The organism is Rhodococcus sp. FW305-130 (assembly GCF_058788335.1).
This window is the reverse complement of the sequence record NZ_JBYTAP010000016.1, coordinates 40,883-61,018: the sequence shown is the minus strand read 5'-3', so window position 1 is coordinate 61,018 and position 20,136 is coordinate 40,883. Positions and strand designations below refer to the sequence as shown.

20 protein-coding genes are annotated in these 20,136 nt (G+C 62.8%); 1 reads left to right on the top strand and 19 read right to left on the bottom strand.

Features of this window, described 5'->3' with window-relative positions:
• Positions 1–374: 374 nt before the first annotated feature.
• Positions 375–1,634 carry a UDP-N-acetylglucosamine 1-carboxyvinyltransferase gene (gene murA / locus AC3WQS_RS31005; protein WP_003941314.1) on the bottom strand — a complete coding sequence of 420 codons (1,260 nt, stop codon included), beginning with the start codon at positions 1,632–1,634 and terminating at the stop codon, positions 375–377.
• Positions 1,635–1,688: 54 nt separating this feature from the next.
• On the opposite strand from murA, the gene AC3WQS_RS31000 reads away from it, so the two are divergent.
• Positions 1,689–2,261, top strand: a complete 573-nt coding sequence (locus AC3WQS_RS31000; protein ID WP_020908291.1) for a cob(I)yrinic acid a,c-diamide adenosyltransferase — start codon at positions 1,689–1,691, stop codon at positions 2,259–2,261.
• Positions 2,262–2,271: 10 nt separating this feature from the next.
• Here AC3WQS_RS31000 and AC3WQS_RS30995 read toward each other — a convergent pair whose 3' ends face one another.
• From AC3WQS_RS30995 to thrB, 18 genes are all read right to left on the bottom strand, one after another.
• Positions 2,272–2,694, bottom strand: coding sequence for a DUF2550 domain-containing protein (locus tag AC3WQS_RS30995; RefSeq protein WP_029255703.1), 423 nt, complete (start codon positions 2,692–2,694; stop codon positions 2,272–2,274).
• A gap of 49 nt (positions 2,695–2,743) precedes the next feature.
• Positions 2,744–3,112 (bottom strand): F0F1 ATP synthase subunit epsilon, encoded by a 369-nt coding sequence (locus tag AC3WQS_RS30990; protein WP_019749170.1) that lies wholly within the window; start codon positions 3,110–3,112, stop codon positions 2,744–2,746.
• 6 nt (positions 3,113–3,118) lie between these two features.
• Positions 3,119–4,570, bottom strand: a complete 1,452-nt coding sequence (gene atpD, locus AC3WQS_RS30985; protein WP_003941349.1) for a F0F1 ATP synthase subunit beta — start codon at positions 4,568–4,570, stop codon at positions 3,119–3,121.
• A 3-nt stretch (positions 4,571–4,573) separates the two neighbouring features.
• Positions 4,574–5,557 carry a F0F1 ATP synthase subunit gamma gene (locus AC3WQS_RS30980; protein WP_003941320.1) on the bottom strand — a complete coding sequence of 328 codons (984 nt, stop codon included), beginning with the start codon at positions 5,555–5,557 and terminating at the stop codon, positions 4,574–4,576.
• A gap of 48 nt (positions 5,558–5,605) precedes the next feature.
• Positions 5,606–7,249: a F0F1 ATP synthase subunit alpha gene (gene atpA, locus AC3WQS_RS30975; protein WP_019749171.1), complete on the bottom strand. Its 1,644-nt coding sequence runs from the start codon at positions 7,247–7,249 to the stop codon at positions 5,606–5,608.
• A 62-nt stretch (positions 7,250–7,311) separates the two neighbouring features.
• Complete coding sequence (locus tag AC3WQS_RS30970; RefSeq protein WP_003941304.1) at positions 7,312–8,136, bottom strand: F0F1 ATP synthase subunit delta; 825 nt, start codon at positions 8,134–8,136, stop codon at positions 7,312–7,314.
• 5 nt (positions 8,137–8,141) lie between these two features.
• Entirely contained in the window at positions 8,142–8,699 is a 558-nt protein-coding gene (locus AC3WQS_RS30965) for a F0F1 ATP synthase subunit B (protein ID WP_019749173.1), read from the bottom strand.
• Positions 8,700–8,706: 7 nt separating this feature from the next.
• Complete coding sequence (locus tag AC3WQS_RS30960; RefSeq protein ID WP_003941327.1) at positions 8,707–8,949, bottom strand: ATP synthase F0 subunit C; 243 nt, start codon at positions 8,947–8,949, stop codon at positions 8,707–8,709.
• Positions 8,950–9,032: 83 nt separating this feature from the next.
• On the bottom strand, positions 9,033–9,860 hold the full coding sequence (atpB, locus tag AC3WQS_RS30955; protein WP_019749174.1) for a F0F1 ATP synthase subunit A: 828 nt from the start codon (positions 9,858–9,860) through the stop codon (positions 9,033–9,035).
• 280 nt (positions 9,861–10,140) lie between these two features.
• On the bottom strand, positions 10,141–10,611 hold the full coding sequence (locus AC3WQS_RS30950) for a Cg1360 family ATP-synthase-associated protein (RefSeq protein WP_019749175.1): 471 nt from the start codon (positions 10,609–10,611) through the stop codon (positions 10,141–10,143).
• 32 nt (positions 10,612–10,643) lie between these two features.
• Entirely contained in the window at positions 10,644–11,831 is a 1,188-nt protein-coding gene (locus AC3WQS_RS30945; protein WP_019749176.1) for a glycosyltransferase family 4 protein, read from the bottom strand.
• Positions 11,828–13,153, bottom strand: a complete 1,326-nt coding sequence (gene glyA / locus AC3WQS_RS30940) for a serine hydroxymethyltransferase (protein ID WP_492712866.1) — start codon at positions 13,151–13,153, stop codon at positions 11,828–11,830. Before glyA ends, AC3WQS_RS30945 begins: the two co-directional genes overlap by 4 nt.
• Before the next feature lie 2 nt (positions 13,154–13,155).
• A complete protein-coding gene (locus AC3WQS_RS30935; protein WP_003941345.1) occupies positions 13,156–13,818 on the bottom strand; it encodes an L-threonylcarbamoyladenylate synthase in 663 nt (220 codons plus the stop codon).
• On the bottom strand, positions 13,815–14,747 hold the full coding sequence (prmC, locus tag AC3WQS_RS30930) for a peptide chain release factor N(5)-glutamine methyltransferase (protein WP_019749178.1): 933 nt from the start codon (positions 14,745–14,747) through the stop codon (positions 13,815–13,817). The genes AC3WQS_RS30935 and prmC overlap by 4 nt, the downstream gene beginning before the upstream one ends.
• A 77-nt stretch (positions 14,748–14,824) precedes the next feature.
• Positions 14,825–15,904, bottom strand: coding sequence for a peptide chain release factor 1 (gene prfA / locus AC3WQS_RS30925; protein WP_003941341.1), 1,080 nt, complete (start codon positions 15,902–15,904; stop codon positions 14,825–14,827).
• A gap of 146 nt (positions 15,905–16,050) precedes the next feature.
• On the bottom strand, positions 16,051–16,287 hold the full coding sequence (gene rpmE, locus AC3WQS_RS30920) for a 50S ribosomal protein L31 (protein ID WP_003941310.1): 237 nt from the start codon (positions 16,285–16,287) through the stop codon (positions 16,051–16,053).
• 226 nt (positions 16,288–16,513) lie between these two features.
• Positions 16,514–18,652: a transcription termination factor Rho gene (gene rho / locus AC3WQS_RS30915; RefSeq protein WP_047889191.1), complete on the bottom strand. Its 2,139-nt coding sequence runs from the start codon at positions 18,650–18,652 to the stop codon at positions 16,514–16,516.
• Positions 18,653–19,155: 503 nt separating this feature from the next.
• Positions 19,156–20,100: a homoserine kinase gene (gene thrB, locus AC3WQS_RS30910; RefSeq protein ID WP_042952312.1), complete on the bottom strand. Its 945-nt coding sequence runs from the start codon at positions 20,098–20,100 to the stop codon at positions 19,156–19,158.
• Positions 20,101–20,136: the final 36 nt, after the last annotated feature.

Below are 20,136 nucleotides of genomic sequence, written 5' to 3'. Positions count from 1 at the left end.
GTTCTCAAAGAACACGCACACACCATCACCACGACCCTATGGCCGCCGCTCCGGGGCAACTTTTCCAGCCTATCCCATCATGATCATCGGCGCAAACCGCTGAACAATCGGGGAAGAACTGGAGGTGAAGCACAACCATACACGATGGAAACTACTTCGAAATTTGGTCAGGCACTTCGTACAACCTCGTGTCACTCGCCGTGAAGGCGGGAGTCGGTGTCCGTGTCGCTCTGACTTGGAATAAGTTACGCGAACCTTCAATCAATTCACAAATCGCCTGGTCACAACACCGATTCACTAGCCAAGGCCAGGTCAGACAGTTAAGCCTTTCCGCCAATCGCGAATAGGCCCGAGTGTGACGCCGAGCACCGAACCTATTCGGAGCCCACCCTCTCGATCACTCCCCCGAGTCCACGAAGATTCTCGACGAAACGCGGGTACCCACGGTCGATGTGGAAGATGTCGTGGACTTCGGTGGTTCCGTCCGCGACCAACCCGGCAAGCACGAGCCCGGCGCCTGCCCGAATGTCCGAAGACCACACCGGCGCACTCGACAGCACTGGAACTCCGCGGATCACAGCATGGTGACCGTCGGTACGAGCGTCGGCGCCGAGTCGGATCATTTCCTCGACAAATCGGAAACGCGATTCGAATACGTTCTCGGTGATCATCGAGGTGCCCTCGGCAACCGCCGCCAAACCGATTGCCATCGGCTGCAGGTCGGTCGGGAATCCGGGGTAAGGCAATGTCGCGAAATTGACTGCTTTGGGCCGTTCACGCTGGATGACACGGAAACCGTCTACCTCGGGAGTCACCTCCGCGCCGGCTGTCCGAAGCTTGTCGAGGACCAACCCGAGATGCTTGTGGTTCACCCCGCGAACGCGGACGTCGCCCCTGGTCATGGAGGCAGCGACACCCCATGTTGCGGCAACGATGCGGTCACCGATGACACGGTGCGTAGTCGGTTCCAACTTGCGGACGCCTTGAATGGTGAGCGTCGAACTTCCGCCGCCCGATACCTTGGCGCCCATTTCGTTGAGCATGTTGCAAAGATCCACGATCTCGGGCTCACGTGCAGCGTTGTCGATCACCGTTTCACCTCGGGCGAGCACTGCTGCCATCAAGATGTTCTCGGTTGCACCCACAGACGGGAAGACCAGGCGAATGTTCGCGCCGTGAAGGTCGTCGGCCTCGGCAACGACACATCCGTGTTCGATTTCGCTACGCGCGCCCAACAGGCGGAGCCCGGATTGGTGCATGTCGAGTGGCCTCGAACCGATCGCATCGCCGCCAGGAAGTGCGACAACAGCGCGTCGACAACGCGCGACCAGCGGACCAAGCACACACACCGACGCCCGAAACTGCTTCACCGCGTCAAAATCAGCGTGATATTTCGGCTCGGCCGGCGTCGTGATCCGCACTTCGGAGTCTTCGAGTTCGACCTCGCAGCCCAGCCCTCGCAAGACGTCCGCCATCAGGGGCACGTCGAGAATGTCCGGGCAGTTGGTCACCACAGTGGTGCCTTCGGCCAACAGCGCAGCGGCCATCAGCTTCAACACACTGTTCTTGGCCCCTCCCACCAGTACTTCACCTTCGAGGCGGTTACCCCCGGTCACAAGAAAGTGCTCACTCACGGTTCACAGCCTAGAGCCACAACCTCGTCGGCACCGCGCCGGTACCGTAGCCCTATGTCTGTTCACCTGACGAAGATCTACACCCGGACCGGCGACGACGGGACCACCGGCCTCAGTGATTTTTCGCGAGTCTCCAAGAACGATCCGCGTCTGGTCGCCTATGCGGATTGCGACGAGACCAACGCGGCGATCGGTGTGGCCGTTGCCCTCGGCACACCCCCGGAGAATCTGCTCGCGATGCTGCGCCAGATCCAGAACGACCTCTTCGACGCGGGGGCCGACCTGTCCACCCCTGTCGTCGAGAACCCGAAGTACCCACCGCTGCGAGTGACTCAGGCCTATATCGATCGACTCGAAGGATGGTGCGATGAGCTCAATGAGCAACTGGCACCGTTGAATTCGTTCATTCTGCCCGGCGGAACTGCCCTGGGCGCCCTGCTTCACGTAGCACGAACCGTCTCGCGGCGTGCGGAGCGTGCGGCCTGGTCCGCCATCGATGCGAACCCGGAAGACACCAGCGTCCTCCCCGCGAAATATCTCAACAGATTGTCGGATCTGCTCTTCATCATGGGAAGAGTGGCAAATCCTGAAGGCGATGTGCTCTGGAAGCCCGGCGCCGGGGCTTGAGCGGGACCGGTCAGGCGGTGCGTCGCCTACGGGCGCGCCCGTCCGGCCGTGATTCGACCCAGGACAGGAATGCTGTCAATGCCCCACTGTCCAAGGCGATTTCGTAGGCCGACGATCCGTCGTTGACCTTGACCACGACGATGTCGTCGCTCATGATGTCGAATTCGGTACCCGAGGGAGAGCGACGGCTCTCGACCTCAATTCCTTGACGATCAATCCTGGAGTCCGGGCCCGGCCGCAGACTCGACAGTTTGAAAAAGACGAAGGTGCTTTCGCCGTAGCGAATGATTCCGTGACGCCACCCGCTGTCCCCCGGGGATGGCAGAACACGAAGCAGTGCAGCGGTACCGCCGCGACGTAGAACCAGCAGACGATACAGAAAAGCCGCGACGAGAACCGCGAGCAGCACAACCAGAATGATCAACACAGTCATTCCGAATGTCACTGTTCGTCGGCTCCCGTCGCGGCTTTACTCGAGTAACTTACGCGCGCTCGACGGCCCGGAGCTGACCCTTGGCGACCGCAATCGCTTCGAGGTCGCCCGAGTTCTCGGCCAAGACAGCCTTGGCTGCCTCGACGTCGATGTCCTGTGCCATGTCCGCGGACTCGGCAAGAATCGTCACCGTCGTCGCAGTGACGGAGAGGAACCCTCCGTGTACTGCAGCAACGATACGCTCGCCGTCGACCGGGGTGATCGACACGGTTCCGCCCTCGATCAGCTGGCCGAGGACCGGCTCATGCCCGGGCATGATGCCGATTTCGCCCTCAGTGGTCTGAGCGCTGACCAGCGTCGCCGAACCAGACCACAAGCGCTGCTCGACGGCAACGAGTTCTACGGTCATCTCAGCCATCGTGGACTACTTCCCGGCCATCTTCTTGGCTGCAGCCTCGACGTCGTCGAGTCCACCGCAGCTGTTGAATGCCTGCTCGGGCAGGTGATCGAACTCGCCCTTGCAGACGCGGTCGAAGGCTTCGATCGTGTCGCGGAGCGGCACGACGGAGCCGGGCTCACCGGTGAACTTCTCGGCAACGATGAAGTTCTGGCCGAGGAACTTCTGGATACGACGGGCGCGGCCGACGAGGACCTTGTCCTCTTCCTGAAGCTCGTCCATACCGAGGATGGCGATGATGTCCTGCAGTTCCTTGTACTTCTGCAGGATGCGCTTGACCTCGTTGGCAACGCGGAAGTGCTCGGCACCGACGATGCCGGGCTCCAGGATACGGGAGGTCGAGCTCAGCGGATCCACAGCGGGGTAGATACCCATCTGCGAAATCGGGCGCGAGAGCTCGGTGGTGGCATCGAGGTGCGCGAACGTCGTAGCCGGCGCGGGGTCGGTGTAGTCGTCGGCGGGCACGTAAATAGCCTGCAGCGAGGTGATCGAGCGACCGCGGGTCGAGGTGATGCGCTCCTGGAGCTCACCCATCTCGTCCGCCAGCGTGGGCTGGTAGCCCACTGCCGAAGGCATACGGCCGAGGAGGGTGGAAACCTCGGAACCTGCCTGCGTGAAGCGGAAGATGTTGTCGATGAACAGCAGGACGTCCTGGCCCTGAACGTCGCGGAAGTACTCCGCCATCGTCAGTGCGGACAGGGCGACGCGCATACGCGTTCCGGGCGGCTCATCCATCTGGCCGAAGACAAGGGCGGTGTCCTGGAGGACGCCCATCTCTTCCATTTCCAGGTGGAGGTCGGTGCCCTCACGGGTACGCTCACCGACGCCTGCGAACACCGAGGTGCCCGAGAACTCGCGAGCGATACGCGTGATCATTTCCTGGATCAGAACGGTCTTGCCGACGCCGGCGCCACCGAACAGGCCAATCTTTCCACCCTTGACGTACGGGGTGAGAAGGTCGATGACCTTGATGCCGGTCTCGAGGATCTCGGTCTTACCTTCGAGCTGATCGAAGGCTGGTGGCTTGCGGTGGATGCCCCACTGCTCGCCGTCGCGGCCGAGGCCGGGGGTGTCGAGGCAATCGCCCAGGGCGTTGAACACGTGGCCCTTGACGACGTCACCGACGGGAACCGAGATCGGCTTGCCCGAGTCGGTCACTGCAGTGCCGCGGACGAGGCCGTCGGTGGGCTGCATGGAGACGGTGCGGACCAGGTTGTCACCGAGGTGCTGTGCAACCTCGAGCGTCAGCGTCTTGGCGACCGAGGGAAGCGTGATCTCGGCGTTCAGGGCGTTGAACAGTTCAGGAACAGCGCCACGCGGGAATTCAACGTCCACGACGGGACCGATGACCCGCACGACGCGGCCGGCTACGGCCGAAGCCGAACCTGCCCCGTTGTTTTCGGTTACTGCTGCGGTCATGTGCTAGTCACTTCCTGCGCTCGAGGCGAGCGCGTTGGCGCCGCCGACGATCTCGCTGATTTCCTGGGTGATCTGGGCCTGGCGAGCCTGGTTGGCCTGACGGCTCAACGTGTTCACCAGTTCGTTTGCGTTGTCCGTCGCGGCCTTCATGGCGGTACGACGGGCTGCCGACTCCGATGCCGCAGCATCGAGAAGCGACGAGAAGATACGAGTGCTGACGTACTTCGGGAGAAGAGCACCGAGAAGCTTCTCGGGCTCTGGCTCGAAGCTGAAGTCCGCGACGGGTCCATTGTCATGGTCGTCGTCGTGGCCGTTGGTCAGCATGTCGTCACCGAGTTCGATGCGCTCTTCCGACACGAAGACCTCGAGAGGAGCCATACGGCGAACCTCGGGAGTCTGCGTCAGCATCGACACGAAGCGGGTGTAGACGATATGGAGTTCGTCGACGCCCTCGATCGTGCCTTCACCGTTCGGAGCGGCAACCTGGTTACCCGAACCAGCCATGAACAGCTCCACCAGGTGGCGGCTGGCCTTCGCTGCATCCGAGTAACCCGGATCCTGCGAGAAGCCCGTCCACGCAGCACCGATGTCGCGGCCGCGGAACGTGTAGTAGCCGAGTCCCTTGGAACCGAGCACGTACACGACCGGCTCCTTGCCCTCGCTGCGGAGGAGAGCCATGAGCTCTTCTGCCTGCTTGAGGACGTTGGAGTTGTAGCCACCACACATGCCGCGGTCACTGGTGACAACGAGGACCGCTGCCCGCTTGGGCTCCGGGCGCTCGTTGAGCAACGGGTGATCGAGCGAAGCAGACGCACTCGCCAATTCGGTGAGTACCTTCGTGATCTCCTCGGCATACGGCTTGGACGCGGCGACGCGAATCTGAGCCTTGGTGATACGCGAAGTCGCGATCAGTTCCTGTGCCTTGGTGATCTTCTTGGTCGAGTTGACCGACTTGATACGAGACCGCAATTCGAGAATGCTCGCCATCGATCAATCACTCTCCCTTCGGAATTCGCAGTGTCATGGGCGCGTACGTCACTTGCTGACGGTCTTGCGCTTGACGTTGATCTGCTCGTTCTCGACCTCGTCGGCGCCCAAAGCGTCAGCCTCGGCCTCGTTCACGACCCGGCTTCCGTCGGATGCGATGAAGCCTTCCTTGAACTTGTTCGTTGCAGCGATCAGCGCAGCAGCGTTGTCGGCATCGAGTGCCTTACCGCCGTTGATGCTGGAGTAGACGCCAGCAGCCGAGTGCTTGAGGTCTTCGAGCAGTTCCTTCTCGAAGCGACGGACGTCACCGATCGGAACGCTGTCGAAGATGCCTTCGCCGGCGAGGTAGATCGAGACGATCTGGTCCTCGACAGGGATCGGGCTGTACTGATCCTGCTTGAGCAGCTCGACCAGACGGGCACCGCGCTCGAGCTGAGCCTTGGAGGCAGCGTCGAGGTCGGATGCGAAAGCGGAGAACGCTTCGAGCTCACGGAACTGAGCCAGTTCCAGACGCAGCGAACCGGAAACCTTCTTCATACCCTTGGTCTGTGCAGCGCCACCGACGCGGGAGACCGAGATACCGACGTTGATCGCGGGGCGAACGCCCTTGTTGAACAGGTCGGACTCGAGGAACACCTGACCGTCGGTGATGGAGATGACGTTGGTCGGGATGTACGCCGAGACGTCATTCGCCTTGGTCTCGATGATCGGCAGAGCCGTCAGCGAGCCGCCGCCGAGTGCGTCGGACAGCTTCGCCGAACGCTCCAGCAGACGGGAGTGCAAGTAGAAGACGTCACCGGGGTAAGCCTCGCGTCCCGGCGGGCGACGCAGCAGCAGCGAGATGGCGCGGTACGCCTCTGCCTGCTTGGTCAGGTCGTCGAACACGACCAGAACGTGCTTGCCCTGGTACATCCAGTGCTGGCCGATGGCCGAGCCGGTGTACGGTGCGAGCCACTTGAAGCCTGCGGAATCAGAGGCCGGAGCAGCAACGATGGTGGTGTACTCCATCGCGCCCTTCTCCTCGAGGGCAGCCTTGACGCCCGCGATGGTGGAACCCTTCTGACCGATGGCAACGTAGATGCAGCGCACCTGCTTGTTGACATCGCCGGAATCCCAGTTGGCCTTCTGGTTCAGGATGGCGTCGATGCAGACCGCGGTCTTGCCGGTCTTGCGGTCGCCGATGATGAGCTGGCGCTGGCCGCGGCCGATCGGGGTCATGGCGTCGATAGCCTTGATACCGGTCTGGAGCGGCTCTTCGACCGGCTGGCGCTCGAGCACCGAAGCGGCCTGGAGCTCGAGTGCACGATTCTCGGTGCTCTCGATCTCGCCGAGGCCGTCGATAGGCGCACCCAGCGGGTCGATGACGCGGCCGAGGAAAGCATCGCCGACGGGAACCGACAGAACGTCGCCCGTGCGCTTTACTTCCTGGCCTTCTTGAATGTTCTGGTAATCGCCAAGGATGACGGCACCGATTTCGGTGGCATCCAGGTTGAGCGCGACGCCGACGATTCCACCGGGGAACTCCAACAGCTCGTTGGACATAGCCGAAGGCAGGCCAGAGACGTGCGCAATGCCGTCACTGGTGTCGGTCACTGTGCCGACCTCCTCACGGGAGGCCTCCGGGGAGTAGCTCGCGGTGTAGTTGTCGATCGCGCTACGGATCTCGTCGGAGGAGATCGTCAGCTCCGCCATGTTTTTCCTGCTCTCGGTGTCTGGTCTTCGAAAAGATCTGGAGTATGTGTTCGGCTGAAGGACTACTTGAGGTTCTTCCGCAGTGCTGCGAGTCGACCCGCTGCGCTGCCGTCGATAACCTCGTCGCCCACCCGGACGACCAAGCCGCTGAGGAGTTCTGGATCAACCTCGACGTGTACTGCTACCGGCTTCCCGTAGGTGCGGGTAAGAGTGCTGGCCAAGCGATCCGACTGCTCCGAGCTCAACGCCGAGGCGCTGCGAACGTGAGCAACGGTGGTATCGCGCTGCGCTGCGGCAAGATTCGACAGCTGATCGAAAGTGTCTGCGGGTGCAGACTTCAACCGGCCGACGGCCTGTCCGGCGAGTGCCTCGGTGACCGCAGTGACCTTGCCGTAGAGCAAGCGGGAGAGGAACTCACGCTTGCGGGCTGCGGGAACCGACAGATCCGAGAGCGTCTGCTCCAGGCTGGGATCCCCTGCCACGATGCGACCGAGACGGAAGAGCTCGTCCTCAACGGTGTCCAACTGGCTCTGATCGGCTGCGGCGCGGAGCAGAGCTTCGCGTCCGAGCAGTTCGAGCGAGTTGACCAAGTCGCGGGCCGCAGACCAGTCCTGGCCTGCAGCTGCCTTCACGGTGGCGAGCGCCTCGGCGCCGACCTTTCCGGAGAACAACTGCTCTGCCAAAGCCTGGCGACCAGCGGCCGGTGCCGAAGCGTCAGCCAGCGCGCTGCGAAGAGCGCGCTGGCCGTCGAGTACCTCGACCACCGAGAAGAGCTCGGACCCAGCCTGAGCAGAAGCAGCAGTTGCGGCTCCTGCAGAGACGGCGCCCAGGGCACTGCTCAGCGCAGAACGAGTCTGCGCCAAGGCTTCACGGCTCGCTGCGTACATGTTGCTCACTTCCTGGCTGAATCAGCGCTGACGGTGTCGAGCTCGTTGAGGAAACGATCAACCGTTCCGGCGCGCTTCACGTCGTCGGCGAGAGACTCCCCGATGACCTTCTCGGCCAGGTCTACAGCGGTCTTGCCGAGATCCGAGCGGAGCTCAGCGACGATCTGCTGACGCTGGGCGACGAGCTGGCTGTGGCCTGCGGCCACGATGCGGTCGCTCTCGTCCTGCGCCTGAACCTTCATGTCAGCGATGATCTGCTGACCCTGGGTACGCGCTTCCTCACGGATCTGCGCTGCCTCGGTACGAGCTTCGGCGAGCTGCGCGCGGTACTGCTCGAGCGCGGCCGCTGCCTCTGCCTGTGCGTCTTCGGCCTTCTTGATGCCGCCCTCGATCTGCTCGGTGCGTTCGGCCAAGACCTTCTGGAACTTCGGAAGAACGAGCTTCCAGAAGACAAAACCGACTACGACGAGCGCAACCGCGGACCACACGATGTCGTATGTCTCGGGCAAGAGAGGATTGTGTGTCTCCTCTGTTGCCGCGAGCACTGCGAAGGTGGCTCCCATGTCTGTCTTAGAAAATGAAACCGGCGACAAGGCCGATCAATGCGAGGGCCTCGGTGAATGCAATACCGAGGAACATGGTGGTACGAACCTGGCCGGCCATCTCGGGCTGGCGGACCATGCCTTCGATTGCCTTGCCCACAACGATGCCCACGCCGATGCCGGGGCCGATTGCTGCGAGGCCGTAGCCGATGGCTCCGTAGCCGCGCGACTTGGTCTCGACAACTTCCTGAGCGAGGTAAGCGATGCTCATGGTGTTCCATTCCCTTTCTGTTGACCTCTGCCGGATTCGGCAAGAGGCTCAGTTCTTGGTGTAGCTGGTGAGGAGGTAAAAGGTCAGTGCTCGTCGGCGTGGAGCGCCAATTCGATGTACACCGCGGTCAGCAACGCGAACACGTAAGCCTGCAGGAAGATGACCAGCAGCTCGAAGAACGTGAATGCGATACCGGCGATGATCGACGGAACGCCGAAGATCGCCTGGAATCCGCCGGACACGAAGAAGAAGTAGTTCGTCGCGCTGAAGAACAGCACCAGCAGGATGTGGCCGGCCAACATGTTGGCCATGAGACGAACCATCAGCGTGAACGGGCGCAGGATGAAGGTCGAGATGAACTCGATGGGCACCAACAAGAAGTGCAGGGGCAGCGGAACGCCGGGAACGACGATGCTGCTCTTGACGTACTTGAAGAAGCCGTACTTCTTGATTCCGACGTAGTTGAACACGATGTAGGCGAGCGCCGCGAGTACCAGGGGCATACCGATTCGTGCGTTCGGCGAGATGTTCAGGAAAGGAATGATGCTGGCCATGTTGCTGGCGACCACGATGAAGAAGATCGTCGTGATGACCGGCAGGAAGCGCTTGCCCTGTTCCTTGCCCAGGATCTCCTCGGCGATGTTGATACGAACGAAGTCGAGCGCAAGCTCAGCGGCGTTCTGCATCCCACGGGGAACCAATCGAGGGCTGCGCATCGCGATCACGAAGAAGGCTGCGACCAGCACCGACATCAGCAGACGAATCAGCATCAGACGGTCGAGCTCGAAGGGGCCCGCGTGAATCAACACGGAGGGCGGGAAAAAATCGTCTAGTGACGGCGCATGGAATTCATCCGCGGCCAGGGTGGTGACGCTCAGCGTTCTCTCCCGTAGTCGGTCCGCAGCCATCATTGACTGCGGTTCGATCGGACATTGACGATCTACAAGTCGACAAGTTCGACTCGCGCATTCGTCAGCAGCTGGAGAACCCTAGAGGGGCCTGGCGTCTGTCGGTGTCGGCGACTCTCGTCGACTCAGTGGTCAGAATTTCGACCACCTGCGAGCACATGGCATCGTCGGCTGAGTGTTACTCGGCCCACCATTGCTCTCGCTTGAACCGAACCTTATCAAGTCATCTACGACATTGTGTAGATGGGGTACCTGGAAGTCCGATTAGTTACCTCTTGTAGTACTACTCGTCGTCGTCGACGTTGCTGCTGGGAGTGGGATCGACGTACGGAGTTTTGGTTCCGAGAACGCCGTATGTCTCCGCGCCGAGCACGACGACCAGCGACATGATGATGACCAGGACGAGAGCGGTCTTGTTGTAGAAATCCATGTCCGAGAGGACAAAGAGAACAACCATCGCGAGAATCATCTTCAGCAGCCACGTGCCGAGAAGAACTGCGCCGGCCGTGAGCGCAGGCAACTTCGCTGTGAGTAGCACGCCCAGCGCCGTGAACAGGATGAACCCGCCGCCGACGGCTGCGCCTATCAGGGCTCCGTAGACGCCTTCCTTGCCGGCGAAGAGCCCGCCCAGGAGCGCGCCGACCACGGCCAGCGCGATCAGCCCCATCACACCCCACTTCACGGCCGACTTCATGGCGGCGGTCGAATCAGGGATGGGTTGCGAGGCAGGTACAGGCTGCGGCGTGTTCGTCACGATGCCCAAGGGTAATGGATCGGGAAACTTGGCTAGCGACGCTGTTGCTTGCGATCGATCAGGGACGGCACCGCCGTGAAGAACAAGGCAATGACCAACCCGGCCGCAACCAGTACGACAACCAGCTGTCGATTGAGCAGCGAGGATCCGACGGCACCGAAAGCCAGAACGCTGACCCACAGGTAGATGACCAGCACAACCCGTCGGTGCGTGTGTCCGATTTGCAGGAGGCGATGATGCAGGTGCATCTTGTCCGGACTGAACGGACTGACGCCCGCTTTAGTCCGGCGGATCACGGCCAGGAGCATGTCCAGCATCGGGATGAACATCACAGCACCGACCAGCAACAACGGCGCGAGGAGGCCGACCAGGTCGCGGGTTCCGTAAGCAGTGAGCGGAATACGACCGGATGCACTGGTGGAGATCGCGGCAAGCATGAGACCGATCAACATCGACCCGGAATCGCCCATGAAAATGCGCGCTGGATTGAAGTTATGCGGAAGAAAACCGAGACAAGCGCCTGCCAAGGCCGCCGCGATCATCGCCGGCGGGTAGACACTCGCGTCGCCGCCCTGATCGTGGAGCAGACCGATCGAGAAGATGAGGATCGCCAAGGCCGCGATGAGGCCCAAACCGGCGGCCAATCCGTCGAGACCGTCGACGAAGTTCATCGCGTTGATGGTCGCCACGGCGATAGCCACCGTGAACAGTCCCGATTGAATCTGATCGAGGATGATCGTGGACCCACCGTCACCACCGAAAGGGTTGTAGATGATGAACCAACTGACGCCCATCACCACAAGCACTCCGGCAGCAGTCACCTGACCCACGAACTTGGTGAGAGCGTCGAGGCCCCACCTGTCGTCGATCACGCCCACGAGGACGATGACGGCGCCCGCTACGAGCGCAGCGTGTACATCTGGACTACCGAAGCCGAAACCTCTTGTGAGCGCCGGCAATTGCTGCGCAAACAGCAGACCGACAACCATGCCGATATACATTCCGACGCCACCGAGGCGCGGAATCGGCTCGACGTGAACGTCCCGATCACGAGGAATCGCGACTGCGCCGAACCGCAGCGCCAACAACCGGACTGCGCCAGTCGCCAGGTATGTCACTACCGCCGCCGTACACAGCACGAGCAACAGTTCACGGATGGGCACACCCGCTCCCCCGCCACCCTGTGCCAGATATGTGGTCGCCTCGTACGAAGTGATCACTGCGCGAGATCACCCGTCCGGCGGGGATAGGCAGGTTTTGCCCGTACCAGTTCGCGAACGCCGTCGGCAACCGATGCCAACTCGGCCTCCCCTGACGTGGTGGCTGGATCCGCTACGACTGCACGCGCGATCAACTCCCCCACGACGCTCATGTCGGACGTGTTGAACCCCTGGGTCGTCACGGCCGCGGATCCGACGCGGATTCCGGACGTGACGGCCGGCGACTGCGGATCGAACGGAATCGCGTTCTTGTTGAGCGTGATCGAAGCCAGTCCGCACCTACGCTCGGCGTCGACGCCGGTGACACCGCTTGCGCGCAGATCGAGAAGCGCCAGATGCGTGTCGGTTCCACCGGACACGGTGCGCAGGCCGCGAGCTTCCAACGACTGCGCGAGCGCCGACGCATTGGCAACCACTTCCTGTGCATACCAACGATATTCCGGCGTCGACGCTTCTTTGAAGGCAACCGCCTTCGCAGCGATCGCATGCATCATCGGGCCGCCTTGAATGAAGGGGAACACCGCGCGATCGACAGCCGAGGCATGCTCGCTGCGGCACAAGATCATTCCGCCGCGCGGACCTCTGAGGACCTTGTGCGTCGTCGCGGAGACCACGTCGGCATACGGAACACACGACGGTATCGCCCGGCCTGCCACGAGTCCGATGAAGTGGGCGGCATCGACCCACAGGATCGCACCAACCTCGTCCGCGATCGACCGGAAGGCTGCGAAGTCGATGGTTCGGGAGTACGCGGTCGCGCCGGCGACGATGATTTTCGGCTTGTGCGCCAGAGCCAGGGTGCGAACCTCGTCGTAGTCGATCAATTCGATGGCCGAATCGACGTGATAGGGAACGGTGGTGAACCACTGCCCCGAAAAGCTGACCCGAGACCCGTGAGTCAGATGCCCACCGTGCGGCAGACTCATCGCCAATACGGTGTCGCCGGGCTTGGCGAATGCGGCGTACACCGCGAGATTCGCGGTGGCCCCCGAATGCGGCTGGACGTTGACGTGCTCGGCGCCGAACAGTGCCTTTGCCCGGTCGATCGCCAGATTCTCGGCTACGTCGACGTACTCGCACCCGCCGTAGTAACGCCGACCCGGATAGCCCTCGGCGTACTTGTTGCTCAGGGTCGAACCCAAGGCAGCCAGTACCGAGGGGCTGGTGAAGTTCTCGCTTGCGATGAGTTGAAGCCCGCCGCGCTGACGCTCGAGTTCGGCCAGCGCAACAGCCGCGATCTCGGGGTCCGCCGTGGCAAGCTCACCGAAATCCGGTCCCCAATACGTGGATTCCCCCGCGCGCTCGCCGCCGGCGCCGACCATCGTTACGAAACTCCCTCTACGAGGCTTTCCGGACTGGTGCCCAATACCTCGGCGATGGATTCTGCCGAGACGGCACCCACTCGCAAGATACGCGGTGAATTGCCGGTCAGGTCGACGATCGTGGAAGCAACGGCGTGTTCGGCCTTGCCTCCGTCGAGGTACACGCTGGCAGATCCGCCGAGCTGATCTCGGGCTTCCTCGACGGTAGTTGCCGGCGGACGCCCCGAAATGTTGGCGCTCGAGACGGCAAGCGGTCCGACATCGCGCAACAGTTCGAGGGCAACCGGGTGCAGGGGCATGCGGAGCATGACGGTTCCGCGGGTATCACCGAGGTCCCAGGCAAGTGAAGGCGCCTGCTCGACGACCAAGCTCAGTCCGCCGGGCCAGAACGCGCGGATCAGATCCCGGGCCTGGGGGCGCACGCTGTAGACGAGCCCGTCGATGGTGTTCCACGATCCGACCAGTACCGGGACGGGCATGTCTCGCCCGCGTCCCTTGGCACGCAACAGACTCGTGACAGCTTCGCTGTCGAACGCGTCCGCGGCGAGTCCGTAAAGGGTGTCGGTAGGGAGAACTACGAGTCGGCCGGCCTTGAGCGCGTTCTTCGCGGCGGCCAAGCCTGCGGTTCGGGAATCTGTCTGACTGCAGTCGTACACGGTGCTCACTCAGCCATCCTTTCACTCTGCACTTCGGGCGTTCGATTCCGCTGCGCTTCGACGTCGGTGGCGACACGTCTGGCGACGACGAAACGCGGACGACCGGCAAGATCGGGATGCTGCGCAACGTCGCCGAACACCCGGCGCGCCGAGAACAGCGCAGCGACGCCGTCGCCGTTGGTGTCGTCGTGCTCGATGCCTGCCGCGCCGCCGATTCGAAGCCACCGCGCGATGTTGCTGATCATGGGTTTGATGACGGACAGACCGTCGGCGCCACCGAACAACGCGGTGTGCGGGTCGTAATCCATGACCTCAGGCTGCAATTGCGCGCCTTCGGGGATGTACGGCGGATTGGACACGACCAGATCGACGCCGCCCTCGAGCCCTGGCAACAGGTTCCGATCGGTGACATCGCCCTGATGCAGATGGATCGGTGTATCACCGGCGGCCTCGCGGTCGGCAGCATTACGACGCGCCCACGCCAACGCGGCGGGCTCTTTCTCCACGGCGTGAACGACGGCGTCTGGACGGGCCTCGGCGATGGACAGCGCGAGTACACCCGATCCCGTGCACAGGTCCAGAACTACCGGCGGCTTGCTTCCGCAACCTTCGAGGAACGAGAGCGCCCAACCCATGAGCAATTCGGTTTCGGGCCGCGGAATGAAGACACCCGGACCGACAGCGACGTCGATGTTGCCCATCGATGCGACTCCGATGATGTGCTGCAACGGAATCCGCTTCACGCGTTGCGCCACCAACTCGTCGAACGCCGCGATGACCTCGGGATCGACCAACGGAATCAGCCCGAGACGCGTGCGTTCGACGCCGAGCAGGTGGGATGCCAACAACTCGGCGTCGGTGCGTGGGCTGGGCACACCTGCGGCGTCGAGCTGTTTTGCAGCTTCGATCAGCGCCAAACGAAGTGGAAGTCGACTCACGGGTACAGCCTGCCACGCTCGACCGACACGCGGTTCACCGAGTTCCCGGCGGGACGGAGGTCAGTCATGGTCTGCATCTACTCGGCCGCGAGACGCGCCTCTCGGTCCGCCTTGCCCAATGCGTCGAGAAGTGCGTCGAGCTCACCGTCGAGCACTGCGTCGAGGTTGTGCGACTTGAATCCGATGCGGTGATCGGTGATGCGGTTCTCGGGGAAGTTGTAGGTGCGGATGCGCTCCGAACGGTCCACCGTCCGAACCTGACTCTGGCGACCTGCCGACGCTTCTGCGTCCGCGGCTTCCTCGGCGACTACCTGCAAACGGGCTGCAAGCACCTGCATGGCACGCGCCTTGTTCTGGAGCTGCGAGCGCTCGTTCTGGCAGGTGACGACGATGCCGGTCGGAAGGTGCGTGATTCGAACCGCGGAGTCGGTGGTGTTGACGCCCTGACCGCCCTTGCCGGACGAACGGTAGACGTCGATACGCAGGTCACTCTCGTCGATCTGGACCTGCTCGACCTCTTCGGGCTCCGGGTAGACCAGAACGCCGGCGGCCGAAGTGTGAACGCGTCCCTGGGATTCGGTGACGGGCACTCGCTGGACGCGGTGAACCCCGCCCTCGAACTTGAGCCTCGCCCACACTCCGTCCGGGGTATCTGACTTGCTCTTGATCGACAGCGTGGCTTCCTTGTATCCGCCGAGATCGGAGACCGTCGCGTCGAGGATCTCGACGCGCCAGCCGTGCCGTTCCGCGTAGCGGACGTACATGCGGGCCAGGTCCGAGGCGAAGAGCGCGGATTCTTCGCCGCCCTCACCGGACTTCACTTCGAGGACGATGTCGTCGCCGTCATGCGGATCACGCGGCGCCAACTGATCGGTCAGCGTCTGCTCGAGCTGCGCGACCTCGGCTTCGAGATCGGGGATCTCGGCGGCGAAGCTGGAATCGTCGGCGGCGAGTTCGCGCGCAGCTTCCAGATCGTCCTGCGCAGCCGTGAGCTTGTTGTACGTCGACATGATCGGCGAGAGCTCGGAGAACCTCTTACCGACGCGCCTGGCAGCGGCAGGGTCGTTGTGCAGCGCCGGATCGGACATCTGCGCTTCGAGACCGGCGTGCTCCGCCAAGATGTCGTCGATGGCCGAGGGCTGGGTTGCGCCTGCCATGGTTCGCTCCGCTCTGAGTTTCGATTCCTACGGTGCGCGCTTGAAGGTATTTCGACGCCGGGACCCGGGAAACGCGCAAACCGAGTGCAGGCACAAAAAAGCCGACGCCCGATCTGCGCATGGCAGATCGGGCGTCGGCGGAACAGCTAGGACTCGGTGGCCGGGACCTTGCTGTCTGCGCGCTTGCCGTAGCGAGCCTCGAAGCGAGCGACGCGTCCACCGGTGTCGAGAATCTTCTGCTTGCCCGTGTAGAACGGGTGGCACTGCGAGCAAACCTCGACGTTGATGCGTCCGGACTCCTTGGTGCTGTGGGTCTCGAACGTGTTACCGCAACCGCAGACGACGGTGGTCGCTACGTAGGTTGGGTGGATTCCTGCCTTCATGGTGTCCCTTTCAATGGTCGCCGGGTCGACGTCGCCAATCGACATCGTGAACCGGAACCGGACTCGGCCGTTCAGTATGCCAGATGCGGTACCTCACCAGATAATCCGCGTCTCGCACGCCTCGGGGTGGCTGTACGAAGTTGTCAACGCACTGCCCCTCGGTTTTGTTCCGCCCACGCAAAAGGCCCACAACCAGCTGGTTGTGGGCCTTTTGACGTCGAGTCGATCAGTCGTCGATCGCACCCGGTGCGGTCTTGGAGACCTGCATCAGGAACTCGAGGTTGTTCTTGCTCTTCTTCAGTCGATCGATCAGCAGATCGATGGCCTGATGCGAGTCCAGACCGGACAGGACGCGTCGGAGCTTGTGCAGCACCGCAGCTTCGTCCGGGCTCAGGAGCAGCTCGTCCTTACGCGTGCTGGACGGGTTGACGTCCACGGCCGGGAACACGCGGCGTTCGGCGATCTTGCGATCGAGCTTGAGCTCGGCGTTGCCGGTGCCCTTGAACTCTTCGAAGATCACGGTGTCGCCGGTGGATCCGGTCTCGACCATCGCGGTGGCGATGATGGTGAGCGATCCGCCGTTCTCGATGTTGCGGGCAGCGCCGAGGAAACGCTTCGGCGGGTAGAGCGCCGTCGAGTCGACACCACCGGAGAGGATGCGTCCGGACGCAGGCGAGGAGTTGTTGTACGCACGACCCAGACGCGTGATGGAGTCGAGCAGTACGACGACGTCCTTACCCATCTCGACCAGGCGCTTCGCACGCTCGATTGCCAGCTCGGCAACTGCGGTGTGATCTCCCGGCGGGCGGTCGAAGGTGGAGGAAATGACCTCACCCTTCACGCTGCGCTGCATGTCGGTCACTTCCTCGGGACGCTCGTCCACGAGGATGACCATCAGGTAGCACTCAGGATTGTTGGTGGCGACGGCATTCGCGATCGCCTGCAACACGCTGGTCTTACCGGCCTTGGGCGGGCTCACGATGAGGGCGCGCTGGCCCTTACCGATGGGCATCACCAGGTCGATGACACGCGTGGTGAGAATGTGCTGCTCGGTCTCGAGGCGCAGACGCTGGTTCGGGTACAGCGGCGTGAGCTTGTTGAACTCGGGGCGCTTCTTCGCGGCCTCGACGTCGCCGCCGTTGACCGTGTCGATGCGGACCAGCGGGTTGAACTTCTGACGCTGGCTGCCCTGCTCACCGTCACGCGAGACGCGGACGGCACCGGTGATGGCGTCGCCACGGCGAAGGCCGTTCTTGCGGATCAGGTTCATGGAGACGTAGACGTCGTTGGGACCGGCGAGGTACCCGGACGTACGCACGAAGGCGTAATTGTCGAGCACGTCGAGGATGCCGGCGACCGGCTGAAGGACGTCGTCCTCGCGGATTTCGGTCTCACGCGAATCGTTGGGTGCGCCACCCTCACCGCGGTCGCGACCACGGCCACGGCGCTCGCGGAAACGGCGTCCGCGGCGTCCGCGTCCACCCTCTTCGTCGTCGTCCGGTCCGTTGTTGCGGTTGTCCGTACGCGGACCGGCGTTGTTCTGGCCGGCGTTGTTCTGATTGCCGCGATCCTGACGGTCCTGGCGATCCTGGCGATCCTGGTTACCCCGGTTGCCCTGGTTCTCGCGCTGGCCCTGGTTATCTCGCTGGCCCTGATTGTCCCGGTTGCGCTCGCGGCGGGGACGCTCGTTGCCCTGCTCGGCGGGAGCCTGATCAGCGTCGGACTTGCCCTCGGTGCGCGCAGGACGCTCGACCGGAGCCTCAGCCTTGGCGGTCTCGGTGACCTTAGAGGTATCGACAGCCTTCGAGGTGTCCGCGTCGGACTTTGCCGAAGGAGTGTCCTGCTCGATGCTCAGTTCACCCTGGTCGGGTGAACCTGCACGACGAGCGGCGCCGCGACGCTGACGTCCACGACGGGGTGCGCTCTGATCGGAATCCTCGGCGGATTCGGTACGCGCAGGCGCTGCCTCGGCAGGAGCGGATTCTGCCGCGGGAGCCGTTTCGGCTGCGGGGGTTTCGGTGCGTGCGGCGCGGGCGCTCTTGGCACGAGTGCGCGCAACGGGTGCGTCGTCGAGAGTGAGTTCGCTCTGTGCGGGTGCAGCCTTTGCGCTGCCGCCCTGGCGCTCCTTGATGGCTGCGATCAGGTCGCCCTTGCGCATGCCGGAAGTGCCTTTGATGCCCAGTTCACCCGCAAGAGTGCGGAGTTCGGTGAGCACCATGCCGGAGAGTCCGGCACCACGGCGCGTCTCGGCACGCTTCGTGGAGGTCGCCACCGCACCGTTCGATGCTGAAGATGACGCCTGAGAATTGTCGCCTGATTCCGACCCGGCGGGTGCAGAAGTGGCGATGAGGTCCGTATCGGTCACGGAGGTCCTTTCCTTCCCTCACTCGCACTGCGCAAAGTCGAGGGTTCGTCCCGCAGTTCGATTGAATACCGAACTCGGTGGTGCCGTACGTGGTTGCTGTCCAGAACTGCCGGCTTGTCCGCCGTCACATGATTGTCGGAAACTCTCGCCTCAAACTTTTCATGCGCTCGCAAACCTGCCCAACGCGCCTTCGTCGACGATTCACTCCCCCGTGTGTTGAACCCCAGAGATATGGAACCTCTGAGTGTTCGATCCGCGGAGGATTCAAACCTTCGGAGAAGGTACAAGCGTGAGGATCATGCCTGCGAGAATCATGCCAAGGACTGTGGACCCCGATTGGGAAGGAGTTTTGCCCCCTGGTGATGCACCGGCGACTGACGCGCACGATGTACGGACATAGCCCAGGATAGCGTCCAAACCTGAGTCCGGCAAGAATTTGGACGACTGGGTGTGTCAGTTCACTACCGATCGGTAGTGGGCGATCACCAGGACCAAGGCAGTAATCAGACAGTCGTCGTGGATACTTCGACGCCGTCGGCGATGTCCAATTCGAGCACACGTAGTCCGTCTGCCCGCGCCGCTTCGGCGAGCTCGACGGGGAAAGGTTCTGTGCTGAGCGCCAACACGGTGGGGCCTGCTCCCGAAACGGTCGCAGCAATGCCCGCCTCGCGCAGGATCCCGATCCATCGCGTCGTGAGCGGAAGTGCGGGTGCGCGCTGTGCCTGATGCAGGCGATCCTCGGTGGCTGCCATCAACAGATCGGGCCGAGCAGTGAGCGCAACGACGGCCAGCGCGCTGCGGCTCGCGTTGAACGAGGCATCCTGGTGCGGAACCAATTCGGGCAGAAGCCCGCGGGTGTGCGCGGTGGACGAGCGCTCCTCGGGAACCAGTGCCACGGCACGGATGTCGGGATGCACGTCGAGTTTCGCCGCGGAGTAGATCGGCTCGTCTCCTTCGACGGCCGGCGGGCAACTCCACGAGACGACTGCGCCACCGAGAACACTGGCGGACGCATTGTCCGGGTGACCTTCGAACTCGGACGAGAGTTGAACCAACTGCTCTTGCGTCAAACCGATCTCGGCATCGAGCGCGCGTGCTAGACCGTTGGCTGCTGCCAGTCCACCGACGGCCGCGGAAGCCGAGGAACCCAACCCGCGCGAATGCGGGATCGCGTTGCGGCACAACACGTCCAGGCCACTTGCCCACACTCCCGCAGCTTCGAGGCCACGCTCGATGGCGCGAACCACGAGATGCGAAGGACCCCAAGGCACGTCGGCAGCACCTTCGCCTTCGACGCGAATCTGCAACCCCGAATCCGTTGTGGTGACCACGATTTCGTCGTACAACCCCAACGCCAGACCGAGGGTGTCGAACCCCGGCCCCAAGTTTGCACTCGAGGCCGGGACGCGAGCAGTCACCGAAAGGCCGATAGGCAGGGTTATAGTCATGTCAGACACCGGATTCCGCGGAGTGGTCGATGAATC

Coding starts and splice junctions, on each gene's coding strand:
- AC3WQS_RS31000 (WP_020908291.1), top strand. CDS start 1,689: ATGTCTGTTCACCTGACGAAGATCTACACCCGGACCGGCGACGACGGG.
- AC3WQS_RS30995 (WP_029255703.1), bottom strand. CDS start 2,694: ATGACTGTGTTGATCATTCTGGTTGTGCTGCTCGCGGTTCTCGTCGCG.
- AC3WQS_RS30990 (WP_019749170.1), bottom strand. CDS start 3,112: ATGGCTGAGATGACCGTAGAACTCGTTGCCGTCGAGCAGCGCTTGTGG.
- atpD (WP_003941349.1), bottom strand. CDS start 4,570: ATGACCGCAGCAGTAACCGAAAACAACGGGGCAGGTTCGGCTTCGGCC.
- AC3WQS_RS30980 (WP_003941320.1), bottom strand. CDS start 5,557: ATGGCGAGCATTCTCGAATTGCGGTCTCGTATCAAGTCGGTCAACTCG.
- atpA (WP_019749171.1), bottom strand. CDS start 7,249: ATGGCGGAGCTGACGATCTCCTCCGACGAGATCCGTAGCGCGATCGAC.
- AC3WQS_RS30970 (WP_003941304.1), bottom strand. CDS start 8,136: ATGTACGCAGCGAGCCGTGAAGCCTTGGCGCAGACTCGTTCTGCGCTG.
- AC3WQS_RS30965 (WP_019749173.1), bottom strand. CDS start 8,699: ATGGGAGCCACCTTCGCAGTGCTCGCGGCAACAGAGGAGACACACAAT.
- AC3WQS_RS30960 (WP_003941327.1), bottom strand. CDS start 8,949: ATGAGCATCGCTTACCTCGCTCAGGAAGTTGTCGAGACCAAGTCGCGC.
- atpB (WP_019749174.1), bottom strand. CDS start 9,860: ATGATGGCTGCGGACCGACTACGGGAGAGAACGCTGAGCGTCACCACC.
- glyA (WP_492712866.1), bottom strand. CDS start 13,153: ATGGTCGGCGCCGGCGGCGAGCGCGCGGGGGAATCCACGTATTGGGGA.
- prfA (WP_003941341.1), bottom strand. CDS start 15,904: ATGGCAGGCGCAACCCAGCCCTCGGCCATCGACGACATCTTGGCGGAG.
- rpmE (WP_003941310.1), bottom strand. CDS start 16,287: ATGAAGGCAGGAATCCACCCAACCTACGTAGCGACCACCGTCGTCTGC.
- thrB (WP_042952312.1), bottom strand. CDS start 20,100: ATGACTATAACCCTGCCTATCGGCCTTTCGGTGACTGCTCGCGTCCCG.